General features: G+C 41.5%; 12 protein-coding genes and 1 tRNA gene. 9 read left to right on the forward strand and 4 right to left on the reverse strand.

Features of this window, described 5'->3' with window-relative positions; translation table 11 throughout:
* Positions 1-768 precede the first annotated feature (768 nt).
* Positions 769-842, reverse strand: a tRNA-Met gene (locus AC1RM2_RS19980).
* Between the two features lie 162 nt (positions 843-1,004).
* Here AC1RM2_RS19980 and AC1RM2_RS19985 point away from each other — a divergent pair.
* The 3 genes from AC1RM2_RS19985 to AC1RM2_RS19995 all read left to right on the forward strand — a co-directional run bounded on the left by AC1RM2_RS19985 (position 1,005) and on the right by AC1RM2_RS19995 (position 4,225).
* Positions 1,005-1,385 carry an START-like domain-containing protein gene (locus tag AC1RM2_RS19985; RefSeq protein ID WP_090642033.1) on the forward strand — a complete coding sequence of 127 codons (381 nt, stop codon included), beginning with the start codon at positions 1,005-1,007 and terminating at the stop codon, positions 1,383-1,385.
* Positions 1,386-1,473: 88 nt separating this feature from the next.
* Positions 1,474-2,892 carry an LptF/LptG family permease gene (locus tag AC1RM2_RS19990; RefSeq protein ID WP_492986925.1) on the forward strand — a complete coding sequence of 473 codons (1,419 nt, stop codon included), beginning with the start codon at positions 1,474-1,476 and terminating at the stop codon, positions 2,890-2,892.
* Positions 2,893-3,019: 127 nt separating this feature from the next.
* Positions 3,020-4,225 (forward strand): bifunctional 3,4-dihydroxy-2-butanone-4-phosphate synthase/GTP cyclohydrolase II, encoded by a 1,206-nt coding sequence (locus AC1RM2_RS19995; RefSeq protein ID WP_492986926.1) that lies wholly within the window; start codon positions 3,020-3,022, stop codon positions 4,223-4,225.
* A 154-nt stretch (positions 4,226-4,379) separates the two neighbouring features.
* Here AC1RM2_RS19995 and AC1RM2_RS20000 read toward each other — a convergent pair whose 3' ends face one another.
* Positions 4,380-8,729 carry a translocation/assembly module TamB domain-containing protein gene (locus AC1RM2_RS20000; protein WP_492986927.1) on the reverse strand — a complete coding sequence of 1,450 codons (4,350 nt, stop codon included), beginning with the start codon at positions 8,727-8,729 and terminating at the stop codon, positions 4,380-4,382.
* A 262-nt stretch (positions 8,730-8,991) separates the two neighbouring features.
* Here AC1RM2_RS20000 and tsaD point away from each other — a divergent pair, with 262 nt between their 5' ends.
* From tsaD to AC1RM2_RS20015, 3 genes are all read left to right on the forward strand, one after another.
* Positions 8,992-9,993 (forward strand): tRNA (adenosine(37)-N6)-threonylcarbamoyltransferase complex transferase subunit TsaD, encoded by a 1,002-nt coding sequence (gene tsaD / locus AC1RM2_RS20005; protein ID WP_492986928.1) that lies wholly within the window; start codon positions 8,992-8,994, stop codon positions 9,991-9,993.
* An 88-nt stretch (positions 9,994-10,081) separates the two neighbouring features.
* A complete protein-coding gene (locus AC1RM2_RS20010) occupies positions 10,082-10,252 on the forward strand; it encodes a hypothetical protein (RefSeq protein ID WP_177183727.1) in 171 nt (56 codons plus the stop codon).
* 67 nt (positions 10,253-10,319) lie between these two features.
* Positions 10,320-10,715, forward strand: coding sequence for a contact-dependent growth inhibition system immunity protein (locus AC1RM2_RS20015; protein ID WP_492986929.1), 396 nt, complete (start codon positions 10,320-10,322; stop codon positions 10,713-10,715).
* Between the two features lie 15 nt (positions 10,716-10,730).
* On the opposite strand, the gene AC1RM2_RS20020 is transcribed toward AC1RM2_RS20015, so the two are convergent.
* Positions 10,731-11,315, reverse strand: coding sequence for a hypothetical protein (locus AC1RM2_RS20020; protein ID WP_492986930.1), 585 nt, complete (start codon positions 11,313-11,315; stop codon positions 10,731-10,733).
* 225 nt (positions 11,316-11,540) lie between these two features.
* The gene (uvrA, locus tag AC1RM2_RS20025; RefSeq protein ID WP_492986931.1) at positions 11,541-14,522 is read right to left on the reverse strand and encodes an excinuclease ABC subunit UvrA; all 2,982 of its coding nucleotides are present in this window, start codon (positions 14,520-14,522) and stop codon (positions 11,541-11,543) included.
* Positions 14,523-15,090: 568 nt separating this feature from the next.
* On the opposite strand from uvrA, the gene AC1RM2_RS20030 reads away from it, so the two are divergent.
* The 3 genes from AC1RM2_RS20030 to AC1RM2_RS20040 all read left to right on the forward strand — a co-directional run bounded on the left by AC1RM2_RS20030 (position 15,091) and on the right by AC1RM2_RS20040 (position 16,691).
* Entirely contained in the window at positions 15,091-15,324 is a 234-nt protein-coding gene (locus AC1RM2_RS20030; protein WP_147055810.1) for a hypothetical protein, read from the forward strand.
* On the forward strand, positions 15,314-15,646 hold the full coding sequence (locus AC1RM2_RS20035) for a hypothetical protein (RefSeq protein ID WP_492986932.1): 333 nt from the start codon (positions 15,314-15,316) through the stop codon (positions 15,644-15,646). The genes AC1RM2_RS20030 and AC1RM2_RS20035 overlap by 11 nt, the downstream gene beginning before the upstream one ends.
* Before the next feature lie 460 nt (positions 15,647-16,106).
* Positions 16,107-16,691, forward strand: a complete 585-nt coding sequence (locus AC1RM2_RS20040) for an RNA polymerase sigma factor (protein WP_147055814.1) — start codon at positions 16,107-16,109, stop codon at positions 16,689-16,691.
* Positions 16,692-16,774 lie beyond the last annotated feature (83 nt).

The following is a 16,774-nucleotide window of genomic DNA, read 5'->3' on the forward strand; positions in this document are numbered from 1 at the left end:
CAATCGGCAAGGGCCGTTGTAGGTAATGCTGTTGGCGATGACGCGCCTGTAACCGAAAAGCATAATGTCAAGTAGCTGATACAGCTCCCAGCGTTAACAATAACAGACAATTGCACGGGCCAGGAATTTATCCTGGCATTTTGTGAAAATGTTTCAACTAAGATGCCGGCGGTGTCTTTTTCAGGGCATCCGCAACTTTCGGAATTTTTCTCATTGATGGGTTTTATTAATGAAATAATTGGTTAATACAAATGGCGATTTTGATATGACCATTCGAGAGGGCAAAGTCTTTGAAAAACACTAAAAACAAAAGGGGCTAACCTGCAAAAAAGGAGGGGCAAAAATGGAATTTTAAATTAAAATGTGCTTTTTAATGATTTCGTACTGATAGATTGTTCAAAAAGGCAGGGATATTCCATTCCCGGTCATCTATGATCTTTTGAGTATCGTTGTGCTGCGGTAAGCATCTTAAGTCCTGTCCATTCGTGGATTTTATGCGGACATCCCCCCCAAAAAACAGTGGTTTTGTAAACCGGCGATTGATTTAGGAAAAATAATTTTGATGAAAATATGGAACTATTAAAAGAGTAAAGTTAATTAATTGAAATAAGTTAGTTGTGAAGTGTTATTAATCGCTTTTAAAGAAGTTCTCGCTTTAGGTACTGGAGCAGGATCGAACCAGGTATTGTGTTGATTTTTAGAACGATAGGGAATTGTAGAAAAAAATAGGCCTTGAAATAGATATTTCAAGGCCGTTTTCGGTCTCAGTAGCGGGGAGCAGGATCGAACTGCCGACCTTAGGGTTATGAATCCTACGCTCTAACCATCTGAGCTACCCCGCCGTTTTTAATTTAATCCTCTTTTTATATGGTTGTTAAAAAGAGCAGCCATGTTTATAAAACAATAGGCTTCCTTAAAAAGGTTTGCAAATATAGCAGAAATTCGTTTTCTTTAGAAAAAATGTTAACATTTACTGCATAACCTGTTTTCAAGTATAAACCCCGATGTCCGAAAAAAAGAAATTTACTATTGAGTATGAGATAAAATCATCTCCAAGAATACTGTTCACTTTCCTAAATGAGCCTAACGGGTTAGCACAATGGTTTGCCGATGATGTAAATGTTCGTGACCAGGTTTTTACTTTTACCTGGGACGATGAGCCGCAAAAAGCAAAACTTATTTTAGTTAAAGAAAATAAGCTGGTTAGGTTCAAATGGCTTGAGGATGAGCCGCAATGCTATTTTGAAATGGAAATTTTGCAAGACGAACTTACTAACGATGTTGCCCTTAGCATTACCGATTTTGCTACCGAAGACCAGATCCCCGAACGAAAACTGATATGGGATAACCAGATTGATTACCTCATTAGCGTGCTGGGCGCGTAAGGCCAATTTAATTTTAGCTAATTTTGCGTTAATGAAAATTAACCTGCACCGTTGCGCGTTTTTTATCCTGTAAATACAAATTGCCCCGATGAAAAAGATCCACCTTTTACTGCTTAAATCATTTATAAGGCCTTTTGTAAGCACGCTTTTCATCGTAATGTTTGTGTTGCTGATGCTGTTTTTGTTTAAATACATCGACGATCTTATAGGCAAAGGCTTTGCCTGGTATATCATCCTGGAGCTGATGATGTACAACTCGGCAACAAATGTGGCCATGGCACTACCGCTATCGGTATTACTATCAACCATCATGACTTATGGAGCCCTTGGCGAAAATTATGAGTTAGTGGCCATTAAAGCTGCCGGCATTTCGTTGCGCAGGGCAATGTATCCCATGATCATTGTTGTATCGGTATTAAGTATCGCAGCCTTTTTCTTTTCAGATTATATGCTGCCGATAGCTAACCTGAAATACTATTCCCTTTTATACGATGCCCGAAAGCAGAAATCGGCCGATTTATTGCCTGAAATGATATTCAGCTCCAGCTTTCCGGGCTACACCATTCGTGTAACCAAGAAAGATCCCGACGGGCAAAGGCTGTATGGCATTATTATTTACAAAAAAATCGAGGAAACCAATAATACCGAAGTGACCATGGCCCGTGAAGGTACCATGTTCCGTACCATGGGCGATAAGTTTTTGGTGCTAAAACTCAAGGATGGTGTAGATTATTTGGAATCAAAAAGCGACGGGGCCAATTATGATTTGCGGCAACGCTTCACCCGTTTCCGTTTTAAAGAAATGGAGCAAAAATTTCCGCTGGATGCCTTTAAAATTAGCCGTACCGATGAAAATGAGTTTAAGCAGGCATCGCAGATGATGAATTTGCGGCAGCTTAAATTTTTTGTTGATTCGAGTCAAAAGGCTACGGATGCTGCTGTTGTATTAAATTATAAACTTATTACACCGTATATCAAATATTTTAATTTGCCGTCTAAATCAAAAGTAAAATATATTGCTGCCGATAAAGACGTGTTAAAAAGCATGAAAATTGCAGATCAGCAGATGGCCTTATCAAGCGCTGCATCTGAAGTGCGGTCGGTAAAGGATTTTTTAAAAAACCGTGCCGATAAATATAATAACGATGCATCTACCATCCGCCGATATGATTCGGAAGTGCAAAAGAAATATACTTTATCTGCAGCCTGTATAGCATTGTTCTTGATAGGTGCGCCGCTTGGCGCCATTATCCGTAAAGGGGGGCTGGGGCTGCCGGTGGTAATTTCGGTGATATTTTTCCTCATCTACTATATTATATCAACCATTGGCGAAAAGTCTGTAAAGGCAGGTAACGTTAATACTGTATTTGGTATGTGGGTGGCCATTATTGTGCTAACGCCCATCGGGCTCTTCCTTTCCTATAAAGCCGCTACCGATTCGGTGATATTTGATATGGAGGCCTACAAAAGATATTTTAATAAAATCTTTAAACGCAAGGAGGCCTGATAGGCAAGTTGCTCCCAAAATCATTTTACATAGTGCCGACCAGAATCATTTTAATATAGTTTAAATTTGTTTAAACTTTAATACATCATGGCACCCTTTTAGGTTTGCCATACGTAATACCCACATAATGTTAAATACAATACAAGAAGCTATAGAAGATATACGGTCAGGTAAAATGATCATTGTGGTTGATGATGAGGACAGGGAAAATGAAGGCGATTTTTTGACTGCCGCCCGCAACGCAACCCCCGAAGCAATAAATTTTATGGTACGCTATGGCCGGGGCCTGGTTTGCGCACCTATTACTGTAGATAGGGCCTGCGAACTTGAACTGGAGCCGATGGTGAGCCATAATACCACCTCGCACGAAACTAATTTTACGGTTTCTGTTGATTTACTGGGGCACGGCTGTACAACCGGCATATCGGCCACCGACCGTTCAAAAACAACATTGGCATTAATTGATCCGGCCACCAAGCCCGAAGATTTGGGAAGGCCGGGCCATATATTCCCGCTTATTGCCAAAGATGGAGGCGTTTTGCGTCGCTCGGGCCATACCGAGGCGGCTATTGATTTGGCTGTTTTGGCCGGTTTTGAACCTGCCGGAGTGATATGCGAGATCATGAAAGAAGATGGCGACATGGCCCGCCTGCCCGACCTGTTGGTTATGGCAAAAGAGTTTAACCTGAAAATTGTATCTATAAAAGACCTGATAGCTTACCGCTTAAATGCCGAGACGCTGGTTAAAAAAGAAGTATCGGTGAAAATGCCTACCGAGTGGGGCGATTTTGAAATGATAGCCTACACCCAGTTGGATACAGGCGAAAATCATCTTGCTTTGGTGAAAGGTACCTGGGAACCCGGTGAGCCAATTTTAACCCGGGTGCATAGTTCATGCGTTACCGGCGATATCTTTGGATCGTGCAGGTGCGATTGCGGCCCACAGCTGCACAAAGCAATGGAGATGATAAGCAAAGAAGGTAAGGGTGTTGTTGTTTACATGAACCAGGAGGGACGTGGTATAGGCCTTATTAACAAGTTAAAAGCATACCACCTGCAGGAAAACGGTTACGATACTGTTGAAGCAAACGTTAAACTGGGCTTTAAAATGGATCAGCGCGATTATGGCGTTGGGGCGCAGATATTGCGCAGCCTTGGAATTTCAAAAATGAGGCTGATGACTAACAATCCCAAAAAACGTGCAGGCCTTATTGGCTACGGACTTGAGGTTGTTGAAAATGTACCTATCGAAATAGCGTCAAACCCACATAACGAATTATACCTGCGTACCAAACGCGACAAAATGGATCATGCCATTATGCGCGATCATTAAGCCCTTGGATGTGCAGATATGCAGATTTCAAATGTGCAGATGTGGGGAAATTAGATAAGGAAAAAGCAGGTTGATTAATGTCAGCCTGCTTTTTTTGTATTGGATATAGCCATCCTTAATAGCAACCCGGCATAATCATTTGCACATCAATCTGCTAATCATCGTCATCCGGCCTGGTAACGATAGGATTGGGGTTTGTTACCGGTAACGGTGTTACCGGGGCCTGGGCGCGCCTGCCGCTTCTGAAAAGGTTACGGATAAACTCGCGGAAGGTGTCAAAATCCCGTTGATAAACCAAGCCCAACCCGTTCACATACTGTGGCAGTAACTGGTTATTTAAATTATTTAGCGTGGTACTGTTTAAAATCCGGTAGGAGTACCGGGCAGTTAAGTTACCATCTTTCCTGATGCGGTACAGGGCTTCAAAATCCTTGTTAATTGAGTTGAAGCTTTGATTGAAAAGGGTAGTGTTATTGTTGTTAAATAAATCGTTTGAGGCCGTGTTGGTAAACAAACTTCCGTTAAATGAAAGCCTGTCATTAAAAAAGCGAAGCGAGGCGCTGGCTTCATTAAACGAGCGGATGTTTAAATCAAAGTTTTTAATGTTTGACTGCGCTATCAGGTTATTTAGTTTGTTAAAAGCAAATTCGGTAACAGCATCGCCGGCTGTACTTATTACCTGGTTAGTTAAACTGTTATTACTGCCCGACGAAAACTGCCTGCGTACAATAATACTTAAGGCCTGCTGGCTGCGGTTGTTATTATCCGATAGGTAAGTAGCTACATCATCCTTTACCGAAGGATCGGTTGGGAAGTTAAAGTCGAAGTCGATAACAGGTAATAACAACGATTTGGTCAGGATCAGCTCGGCCTGTACCAATACCTGCTTATTGCCCTGCGGCGATTGCAGGCCCGCGGCGGTATACAATGGCGAACGATCTGTTCGTACTTCGTATAAAGCTTTCAGGTTTATTTCGGCGTTTGCCGGGTTGCCTGTCCACCTGATGGTACCGCCCTGGCTTACCGTAAAGTTTTTACTGATAAAGTTTTTGGCCGTAAATTCAAATTTACCCGTGGTTATTAAAAAGTCGCCATACATTTCAAAATCGCCCAGGCTGTTAATATTCAGCTTTAGGTTATTGGCTACCCCGCTGCCTTCCAGCAAGCCATAATCCGTTGCTATCCTTACCACGGTTTTTTCGTCGGCGGTTAAATCAAAATTAAGGGTAACACCATTAAATGCACGCTCTTTGGCTACAACCTTGGCGGTATCGCTATGGCTTACAAATTTTATAAAATCATAATCGCTTGCTGTTGATGAGGTATTAAGCGGGATATTGAAAATTGTGCCTGCCTCGGTACGCGCGGTTATATCAATTTTCATGTTATCAACCGGGCCTTTGAAACTGAAATTCCCTGTTCCGTATGCCGTACCGTAGTACACGTGGTTGTTTTTAAATGTAGTATTCAACGCCAGCAGGTTTTTGGCAACCAGGTCAACCTCAATATCGGGGTTAGATGGATTGTTTAAATCTATCGTTCCATTAGCCGTGCCTGTGCCGCCTTTTTTGTCTTTTAGCACCATGTTATCTACCTTGATAACGCTATTGGTTACGTTTACTTTGGTATTAACGGTGTAAGCTGTTTTCAAATAATTAACGGTTACGCCTGTGTTTACTAAGGTGACATCACCATTCAGTTGCGGTTTCGACGGGTTGCCTGTCAGCTTTAAATTGGTGGATATATTGCCTTTAATATCTGATACAAGGTCTTTAATAAACGGTTCAAAAATGATGGCCTCGGTTTGGTTCATTTTTACATCAAAGTCCAGGTTGTTTGGGGCATCCTTTCCAAAGGCGTATATCCCCGATAGGTTCATGGTTTCCAGGCCGCGGTTAACGATGTTTAATTTCATGTCGGCCTGTTTGCGGTCGTTATCCAGTGCCGATAGCAGTTTTACATTACCAATAAGCGTTTTGTTCATGGTAAGCGAATCGATGGACAGTTTTGCGTCAACACCGGGATCTGCGGTAATGGCGGTCATGTTTACATCGCCATTAAGGTAGCCCTTTAAAAATATGCCCGATGTTTTGGTAAGCTGGTTAAACGTGCGCATATTAAATTGCTCAAACGAGAGTTTTAATATATCAGTAGGGTTATCAGATATAAAGCCATTTATTTTAACCTTTTGCGTTCCGTTTGATAACTCAAAGCCCGTTACCTGGGTTTTGCCATTAAGTAGCCGGATACGTACCTGGTCTTGTATTTTCCATTTTTCGTGCTCCAGGATTACATCCGACGGTAATAGTTTTAATTTGGCGGTAGTGTCTTTACCAAATTCAACCAGGCCGTAAAGATCCAGCTGGTTTACCGCATTTTTATCGGATAGCTTAACGTTAAAGTTTAAGCTATCATTTTTAAGAAAGTTGGTTATGTTAATATCCTTTATAAAAAGGCTGTCGGTTAGGTCAACCTTTTTTAGCGAAACGTTAAGACCCAGCAAATTATCGGATGTGCTTTCATCAATAATAAAATCATGGAAAACTGTTTTCCCAATTTTAAACGTTTTGATATAGCCCGATAGCGTAGCCGTTTTGTTATTGGAATCAAAATGGCCTGTAAAATTCCCTTGCTCAGGTATTTTTAATTCGGGTAAAAATATCGATGTAAGCGGATCGAGTTTTTTGATGGTCAGGTTAAAATCAAACTCTTCTGGCTTGGGTGGTACGATAGTAGTTTGTAACGAGGGGATATATTTTTTAACAATGGTTTTAAAATACGATGGTAGGGTAGCAAGGTCAAAACTGCCTTTAATATTGGCATCGGCAAAGTCCGATTTAAGGGCTATCTCCCGGGCATTACCGCTTCCATTGGCCGATAGGTAAAGCGAGTCGGCCTGGTAATTATTGCGTGGGTCTACAATCTTGATCGGCGATAGCAAAATATTGCCCTGTAAGTTTTTAAGGTCATCGCCGCTGAACGTAGTTTTTAGCTGCGTACTAAGGGTGATGGTATCTTTTATCAGTTTTAAAGCGTTTAGTTTGGCATCCTTAATAGTGGCTGCCAAATCATAAGCGGGGAGCTGGCCATTTAAGTTTACCTTGCCTTTCAGGTCGAGTTTTAGGTTTTTGTCGTTAATGGTAATATGTCCATCTGCCAGTTTTTTAATAAACGAGCCATTGATGGTAAGGTTATTATAAGTGTAATTATTAAAATCGATGTATTTAATTTTAGCATCGCCTTTTTCACTCAGGGTTTTCAGGTCGTCACCGCTGCCTTTTATGTTTGATGTAAACGTGGTGCGGCCCAGGCTGCTTTCATCAAGCAGGGTGCCCAGGTCAAAGTTAAAGGCATCCAGTTTGCCGCTGTAACTGGGGTTTCCTTTTTTGTCGATTTTTAAATTAATGTCCGAATCAAAACGGCCAAGCCTGGTTTTGAAAATACCGTAGGCCACAAAATCGTTTTGCAAACCGCTAAACCTGCCTGTGAAATTGATGTTGCCAAACTTGTTGATAATATCGGGTACCTTTAAGTTGGGCTGGCCCGAAAAATGACTGATAAGATAATCGATATCCTTTTTGTTGGATGCTATCTGGTCAAACCGTAGCTCCAGGAAAGTGTTATTCCAATCGGGCAAGCCTCTTAAGTTAAAATCGCCTTTTATAAAGGTAGCCTGGCCACCCGTTATGGTAACCCCCTTCGATTTTAAATTACTAACCGGCCCGTGGGCCCGGCCATCTAAACCAAGATCAAAGCTTACTTTTTCGAGCCCGCTGGTAAAGTAGGCGATATCTGCCGATGATACCCGCGACGATTTAAAATCGCCATCCATGTAAACCTTGGTGTTAAACTCATTAAAATCGCTAAACGATTTGAATTTCATCCTGAAATAATCTTTTAAATCAGAATGCCCGGTTTTTAAATGGAGGTTTTGTGCCAGGATTTGGTTAGTATCTATCGTGATATTTGATGTTAAATTTTTAACGTAAAACCCGCTTTTTTCTACAAGGGTCAGCTTTTGAACGTTGCCTTTAAACAGGTGGTTTTTGATATCCATATTTAAAACCACTGTGCTAAAATGTTTTACGTCAATATCGTCGAAATTAACCTGGGCCATTGCGGTATCAATCAGCTGGTTTTTGTACCGGAAGTGGAAGTTGTTAATGGTAATCTTATCAAAATTCAGCGTCCAGGGCTTGCTGGTGGTTTTTGCAGTATCGCCCGAGTTGAAATAATTGATGATGAAATCGAGGTTGGTGGTACTGTCCTTTTGCTTTTTAAGGTAAAACGAACCGTTATCAAGCTCGATGGCCGAAAAAGTGATAAGCCGTTGTTTGATGCTGTTAAAAATCGAGAAGCCATTAATATCTACTGCCAGCTTAGGGGTATTCAGCAGCGTATCCTTCTTTTTATCCAGTACATATAAGCCTTCAATAACTACGGTGCTAAAAGGTCTTATATAAAGGCTTTTTATGTTTACGGTAGTACGCAATTCGTCCGACAAATATTTGGTCGCTTTTTTTGCGGCCCATGTTTGTACGGGTTTATATTGAAAAGCCAATAAAAGTATGCTCAGTGTCAATAATATCAACAACACCAGCCCGAATACTATTTTGAGTGCTTTTTTAATAACTTTGTGATTAATTAAAAATTCAAAAGTAAAAATTCAAAAAAGCCTTAATGGTTTTCACTTTCTGAATTTAATTTATAATCTGCCAAAAATTAAGTCATTTTGACTTTTAATTTTTGACTTTTGACTTAATAAAGTGCCTGTAATATTAGGAATTGAATCTTCTTGCGATGACACATCTGCCTCTGTTTGCGTTGATGGGGTTATCCTGAGCAATGTTATTGCTAACCAAAGCATTCACGAGGCATATGGTGGCGTTGTCCCCGAGCTTGCCTCAAGGGTACATCAGCAAAATATTGTTCCTGCCGTTCAACAAGCACTATTGAACGCAAAAGTAAACAAAAATGATATTGATGCGGTAGCTTTTACCCGCGGGCCGGGCCTTTTAGGCTCATTATTAGTTGGGGTATCGTTCGCCAAGGCATTTGCGCTTGCTCAAAACGCACCATTGGTCGAAATTAATCATATGCAGGCCCATATCCTGGCGCACTTTATTGGCGATCATAAGCCCGTGTTTCCATTTTTATGCCTTACCGTATCGGGCGGACACACGCAAATAGTTTTGGTAAAAGATTATTTTGAAATGGAAATTATTGGCCAAACACTGGATGATGCAGCGGGCGAGGCAATGGATAAAACCAGCAAGATATTGGGCTTACCTTATCCGGGTGGCCCGCTTATAGATAAATATGCGCGGCTGGGTAATCCGGATGCCTACAAGTTCCCCGAGCCACAGATCCCGGGTTTTGATTTTAGTTTTAGCGGGTTAAAAACATCAATATTATATTTTATTCGCGATAACGTGGCCAAGAACCCCGATTTTATCAGCGAAAACATGGCCGATATTTGTGCCTCGGTTGAAAAACGGATAGCAACCATATTGCTAAATAAATTTGAAAAGGCCGCAAAACAGTATGGCATTAAACAATTGGCTTTGGCCGGCGGTGTATCGGCCAATACAGGTTTAAGATTGGGTCTGCAGGCACTTTGCGAAAAAAACGGGTGGGAAAGCTTTATTCCGGCTATGCAATATTGTACAGATAACGCTGCCATGATTGCAATTGCTGGTTACTATAAATATTTAAGAGGCGAATTTGTAGGGCAGGAAATTGCACCTATGGCGAGGATGATATTTTAGGTTCATAGTTGATGGTTCATGGATCATAGCAAATGAGGCCGGATTACCATGAACCATGATCTATGAACCATGAACTAAATTAATTGATATGAACATTCCATCATTAATATTCTGGGCAGTTTTTGTGCTGCCGCTGGTTGCATTTTTAGTATGGCTAATGCGCCAGGATAAAAAGAAAGGCGTTACCGGGCTTATTGTATTGGCTATTACCGTTATCGGCGGTATTATTTATATGTACGTTAAAACAGGCGGCAAGTAATTAGGTGAGTGTTTGATTGGGTGAGTGGTTGACTAAGTTAATGGCTTAGGGATGTTGATTATGTTTTATGAAACTGGAAAATAATTGGCGCTACAAATCACTACAAAACCTGGAAAAGATAGTCGTTGAAGATCCGGCAACCGCGCCAACACGACTTGTACGACGCTGCCTTGAGCTATTAAAAGTCCCGCTAAATGAGTTTACTTTCGAGGATCTGCGTTTGATGATAGGGCAGGAGTTTAGCTTGCAATATCTTGTACCACTGGCTATCGAAAAACTTACTAACGACCTTTTTGCCGAGGGTGATTTATACCCCGGCGACTTATTAGCGGTTGTGCTGAAAATCAAGCCTGCTTTTTGGCGAGATAATCAACAATTATATAGCGCCGTATCGGCTTTGACAAACAGCAGATGCGATGAAATTCGGGAAGCCGGAATTTCGTTGGGCTCTTTCGCCAACTGAGACACTTTGCTTATTTTAAACAGGCACCGTTAATCCTTTATAAAAGGTTTGCGCATACTCCGCAATGGCTGCGGCCTGGTCGAGGCCGTTAATTATTTTGCGGGCGTTTACCCAGTCGGTTTTAGTGTTAGTGAAATATTTGTTTAAGCTCACCCCGGTAAAAATTCCGCCCATCATCCCCTTTATCATAATATTTGCCGCGTTTTGAGGTACCAATGCCAGGGCGGGGTTTACAAGCAGCGGAATCTGCAGCAAGTGGCCCATGGTTTCGTAGTTTTCATACCATGTTAACTGAACATAACCCCGGCCGTAATAAAGTTCGTCGGGCGTGGTGTAGGGGATATGATGACCTGCCTTACCTTCTTTTAATTTTTTCCCATAAGGGTGGCCTGCCCCTTTGCCAAACTCCTCGATGGGCTGCATTTTTTTTGCGCATTCATGAAAAACGGTGCCCAGCATATAAGCTATTTTGCGGTTATCGGTTATTCCAGCTGCAGCAACAGCGGCTAAGATAGTTTCGATGCCATCAACCTGGCTTTGTAAAATGTGACCACCAAACATAGGACGAATGGTGTCGTAGAGGTGTTTTGTACCCGACATAAATTGAAGATTTAGAAGTTAATAGCCCGTGGCCGTTACCGTATCTTTTACAGGTAGATGTTTGTGGAAGAGGAAAAAATAAGATGTTAGGCCTTGTTATGTAAATATAAGTATTTGCATAACAAATATCAAAAGCAAATTAACATGGATTGCTAACAACAGCAAAAAAAGGGCTTACAGTGTTTATACTGCAAACGCCTTTTTGTTATAGCTTATACGGCGATATTACTTTCCAAACCGTTCTTTTAAATAATTCCCGGTGTGTGATTTTTTTTCTTTGATGAGGGTTTCGGGCACACCTTCAAATACTACTTTCCCGCCTCTGTCGCCGCCTTCGGGGCCAATGTCAATTACCCAGTCGGCGCATTTAATAACATCCATGTTATGTTCAATAACAATAATGGTATTACCGTGTTCCAGCAGGGCATCAAATGATTTTAGCAGCTTTTTAATATCGGCAAAATGCAGCCCGGTAGTGGGTTCATCAAAAATAAATAGCGTTTTGTGCGTATTGTTACCTTTTACCAGGAACGATGCAAGCTTTATACGCTGCGCTTCGCCGCCCGATAACGTATTTGATGATTGGCCCAGCTGTACATAGCCTAAACCAACATCAACCAGGGGCTTTATTTTGGATATGATCTTGGGCTCTTTGGCAAAAAACTGCAAAGCCTCATCAATGGTCATGTGCAGTACTTCGGCTACGTTCTTTTCGTTGTAGGTAATATCCAGTATGTGCTGTTTAAAACGGTTGCCACCGCAGGTTTCGCAGGTAAGGAAAATATCGGCCATAAACTGCATCTCTATTTTCACTTCTCCCTCGCCCTGGCAAACATCGCAGCGGCCACCCTCTACGTTAAACGAGAATGCGGATGGTTTTAAGCCGGCTGCTTTGGCTGCTGGTTGTGCAGCGTACAGGTTGCGGATCTCGTCCCAGGCTTTTACGTAAGTAACCGGGTTTGAACGCGATGAACGGCCAATGGGATTTTGATCAACCATTTCTACCTGTTCTATCTTGGCGTAATCGCCTTCAATACTATCGTATGATCCGGTTTGCTCGCCCGAGTAATTGCCCAGCGTTTTTTGCAGGGCAGGGGCCAGGATGCGTTTAACCAAACTGGTTTTACCTGATCCGGATACACCGGTAACCACGGTAAGTACACCCAAAGGGAACTTAGCATTTACGTGTTGCAGGTTGTTTTCGCGGCCGCCCTTTATCTCAATAAAATCGTGCCATTTACGGCGGGTGGCTGGTATAGCTATCTCGTCTTTACCGCTTAGGTAGCGGCCGGTTAAGCTGTTATCATCTTTTATAATCTCGTCATAAGTTCCGGTAAAAATCAATTCGCCGCCGTGGGTACCGGCTTCGGGGCCAATATCAATAATATGGTCGGCTGCCTTCATAATCTCTTCCTCGTGCTCAACCACCAAAACGGTGTTGCCCACATCGCGCAGGGATTTTAATACGCCAATCAGGCGCTGGGTATCGCGCGGGTGCAGGCCTATGCTTGGCTCATCCAATACATATATCGAGCCGACCAGGCTGCTACCCAATGACGTAGCCAGATTAATCCGTTGCGATTCGCCACCCGATAGCGTGTTTGATAAACGATTTAGCGTTAGGTAGCTTAAGCCAACATCATTCAGGAAAACCAAACGATTGGTTATTTCCATTAATAAACGTTTACCAATTTTGGCATCAGTTTCGTTCAGTTCCAGGCCCTGGAAAAACTCCAGCGCTTTATCCAGCGGCATTAAAACCACATCGGTAATGGAGCGCTCATTAATTTTTACATACGATGCATCCTGGCGCAAACGGCTGCCCTTACACTCGGGGCAGGTGGTTTTGCCCCTGTAGCGCGATAACAAAACGCGGTACTGAATTTTGTAGGTTTGCTCTTCCATCTCTTTGAAAAACTCATCAAGGCCACGGAAAAACTTATTGCCGGTCCACAGCAGTTTTTGTTCTTTGGCATTAAGCTGGTTATACTGGCGATGGATAGGAAAATCAAATTTCAGGGCATGCCTAACCAGGTTGTCATTCCACTCACGCATCTTTTCGCCGCGCCACGGGGCAATGGCTCCTTCATATATCGATTTACTTTTATCGGGGATAACCAAATCTTCATCAATACCAATTACCTTACCATAGCCTTCGCATTTTTTGCAGGCGCCGTAAGGATTATTAAAGCTGAAAAAGTTTGGTGTAGGCTCTTCAAACTTAATGCCGTCCAATTCAAAACGGTCGCAAAAAAAGCGCTCGGTTTCGTTAGCTTCTTCCTCTTCATTTAAAGTCCTCCCTTCCGGGGAGGATTTAGGAGGGGCTTGCTCCTGGTAACGCACGTAGCAATCGCCTTTACCCTCAAAAAAGGCGGTCTGGATAGAGTCGCCCAGGCGACTTACCGTTTCATCCTCTTCGTTTTTGTTTATACGGTCGATAACGATGCGTACAGCGTTATAGGTATCAGCAGAGTGCACAGCGGCGGTAGCGCTTTCAGTATCGCTCACCGTCTTTGTTTTTTTGCCCTTCGCCATTGGCTTTTCAGTTACGGCTTCGCCGGATATTTCTTCTACCAGCCATGACCCGTCATCAACAATGCTGGCATCCTCTAACAATGCCTCTATTTTTGAAAGTTTGCCCTGGTATTCCACGCGTACAAAACCTTTTTGCATCAGCACGGCCAACTCTTCTTTCAGGCTGCGGTTATTGTGCGGATATAAGGGAGCCAATATGGTTACCTGGCTTTCATTGGGCAGGCCGAGTACAAAGTTTACCACATCGGTAACCGAATCTTTTTTCACTGGCAGGCCGGATATAGGTGAAATGGTTTTGCCAATGCGCGAGAAAAGCAGTTTCAGGTAATCATAAATTTCTGTCGAGGTGCCCACAGTTGAGCGTGGGTTTGATGTGATTACTTTTTGCTCAATAGCTATTGCGGGCGCTATACCTTTTATATAATCAACGTCGGGCTTGTTCATGCGGCCCAGGAACTGGCGGGCATATGACGAAAGGCTTTCTACATAGCGGCGCTGGCCCTCGGCATATAACGTATCAAAAGCAAGCGACGATTTGCCCGAACCCGACATACCCGTTACAACAACCAGCTTGTTTTTGGGGATGGCCACATCCATATTTTTAAGGTTGTGTACGCGCGCGCCTTTTATAATAATATGTTTTGATGGATCTTTTTCTGCTTCTTTGCTCATGCGTTGAATTAGTTCATGGTTCATAGTTCATGGATCATAGCCGTTAGGAAGCTAAATAGGTTGATGGCAAAATTTATACCATGAACCATGATCTATCAACTATGAACTTTTTGCGAGTGCAAAAATCCTAAAATATTTAGCATAATCCAAATCGCTTTCACTTTGTTTAGATGATTATTGCAATTAAATACCCGAGTTTACAGTTTGTTGACTTTTAATTATTTAGAGAGGATTTTTTGGGGTGGCGGGGAGCTAAATTACTTTAACGTAAACATGCGGAGGAGTTAGGCTTTTTAGGCTTTTGATTTAACCGATCCTTCCATATTGGTGCAGAGAGCATTCAAGATTTCATGATCAGCTATATTTGCTATGCAGGCATCAAGTTGTTGGATTTTTCTGGCAGAGACGCAGAGCCGCAAAGAAAAAAATAAGCAAATCACTTTGCGTCTCTGCGTCTTTTGCGCGAAATAAATCTTATAAACGTTAACGACGATTGCCCTGCAAATTGGTGAAATAATGCTTTTAAAAGCTGGTATCATTTTGTAATTTTACAATATACGCCAACATAATGACTACGCTGACTGTAAATATTGAGGATAAAAAAACCGAGAAAGCCATCAAAGCCGTATTGGATGCTTTTGGCCTGGATTATAATGTTGCAAAAGACAACACTAAGCGCCCATTATCAAAGTCGGAACAGGTGATGTATAACCGGCTAAAACGATCTGTAAAAGAAATAAATCTTTATAAGGAAGGGAAAATTGAACTTCAGGATGCAAGAGAATTTTTAAATGAGCTATAGAGTTATCATTGCTTCTGCATTTGGTAAAGAGGCCAAGAGAATTGCAAAAAAACATCCGGGCATAAAATCAGATATTGGTAAACTCATTACTGATTTGGAAATAAATCCTATTATAGGGACAAATCTGGGGCAAAATTTTTACAAGATCAGAATGGCTATTACCGGAACCGGCAAAGGAAAGTCAGGTGGAGTCAGGGTGATAACATACGCAATATTAGATAATGAAACTGTTATTTTGGCAGAGATTTATCTTAAAAGCGAATATGATACGTCTGATATCAACGTGCTGTTAAAAAGTTTAAAGGATGATGGTTTGATATAACACTCTCGTTGTCCGGCTTATCTGCCTGCACTGTCCACGGCTATTAGTATCTGTTAACACCGGAAACATTTAATATTTAACATTTTTTAACATCTTGCCGGGCAATAAGTTGATGCCTTTTAATAAATTTACAGTACAAAATATTTGTAACGGATTTAATACAATTTAACAGTACCATATTTTTTTATCAATTCAATTTTTAAAATTTATTTTGGTACCCATTAAACCTTTGGTAATATAATTTAGTCTAATATTATTGTTGCCAAATAATAAATTGTTTTGTTGCTAATTAACCCGATGAATATTAAAAAAATGACTGGTTGGAAAAATATTATTTGTTTTTTATCCGGGAATTTGTTTTATTTGACGTAACAATTTTTTTACCCTAATCAAAACGCTATAGGAAATACTTTACTTTTCAAGAGTTTAACTAAAAATTAAGTTTAAAGTAGTACTTTCTATGGATTTTCAATTGAAGAGTGATCAGGATTTAATCCATCTATACATTGCCGGTGATGAAGCGGGGCTTGTAGAATTGATCAGGCGTTACCAATCAAAAATATACACCTCTGTTTACTTGCTTGTAAAAGATGAATACCTTGCCGAGGATATTTTTCAGGATACTTTTATAAAAGTAATAAATACCCTTAAAGCCGGGAAGTACAACGAAGAAGGTAAATTTTTGCCCTGGGTAACCCGTATTGCACATAATTTGGTTATCGACCATTTTCGCCGCGAAAAACGTGCACCGATGGTAAGCAATGGCGACGACTTTGATATTTTTGAGGTGCTGGGTAATTACGATGAAAGCACTGAAGATAAGATGGTTAGGGAGCAAACTTATAAGGACCTTAAAGGCTTAATACAGCTTTTGCCATCTGAACAAAAAGAGGTGCTGATTATGCGTCACTTTGGCGATATGAGCTTTAAAGAGATTGCCGATATTACCGACGTAAGTATCAACACCGCTCTTGGCCGTATGCGCTATGCGCTCAATAACCTGCGCAAAATGATGCAGGGGAGGGAACTTAGCCTTAAAAATTAGTGGTTAAGCATTAAGTAATAAGTTATTTTAATATTGAATCCGGTTGTTGATTAATTATCAATTAACCGGATTTTTTGTGTAGG

The organism is Mucilaginibacter sp. GW822-FHT03E02 (assembly GCF_058801545.1).

Coding starts and splice junctions, on each gene's coding strand:
- AC1RM2_RS19985 (WP_090642033.1), top strand. CDS start 1,005: ATGTCCGAAAAAAAGAAATTTACTATTGAGTATGAGATAAAATCATCT.
- AC1RM2_RS19990 (WP_492986925.1), top strand. CDS start 1,474: ATGAAAAAGATCCACCTTTTACTGCTTAAATCATTTATAAGGCCTTTT.
- AC1RM2_RS19995 (WP_492986926.1), top strand. CDS start 3,020: ATGTTAAATACAATACAAGAAGCTATAGAAGATATACGGTCAGGTAAA.
- AC1RM2_RS20010 (WP_177183727.1), top strand. CDS start 10,082: ATGAACATTCCATCATTAATATTCTGGGCAGTTTTTGTGCTGCCGCTG.
- AC1RM2_RS20015 (WP_492986929.1), top strand. CDS start 10,320: ATGAAACTGGAAAATAATTGGCGCTACAAATCACTACAAAACCTGGAA.
- AC1RM2_RS20020 (WP_492986930.1), bottom strand. CDS start 11,315: ATGTCGGGTACAAAACACCTCTACGACACCATTCGTCCTATGTTTGGT.
- uvrA (WP_492986931.1), bottom strand. CDS start 14,522: ATGAGCAAAGAAGCAGAAAAAGATCCATCAAAACATATTATTATAAAA.
- AC1RM2_RS20030 (WP_147055810.1), top strand. CDS start 15,091: ATGACTACGCTGACTGTAAATATTGAGGATAAAAAAACCGAGAAAGCC.
- AC1RM2_RS20035 (WP_492986932.1), top strand. CDS start 15,314: ATGAGCTATAGAGTTATCATTGCTTCTGCATTTGGTAAAGAGGCCAAG.
- AC1RM2_RS20040 (WP_147055814.1), top strand. CDS start 16,107: ATGGATTTTCAATTGAAGAGTGATCAGGATTTAATCCATCTATACATT.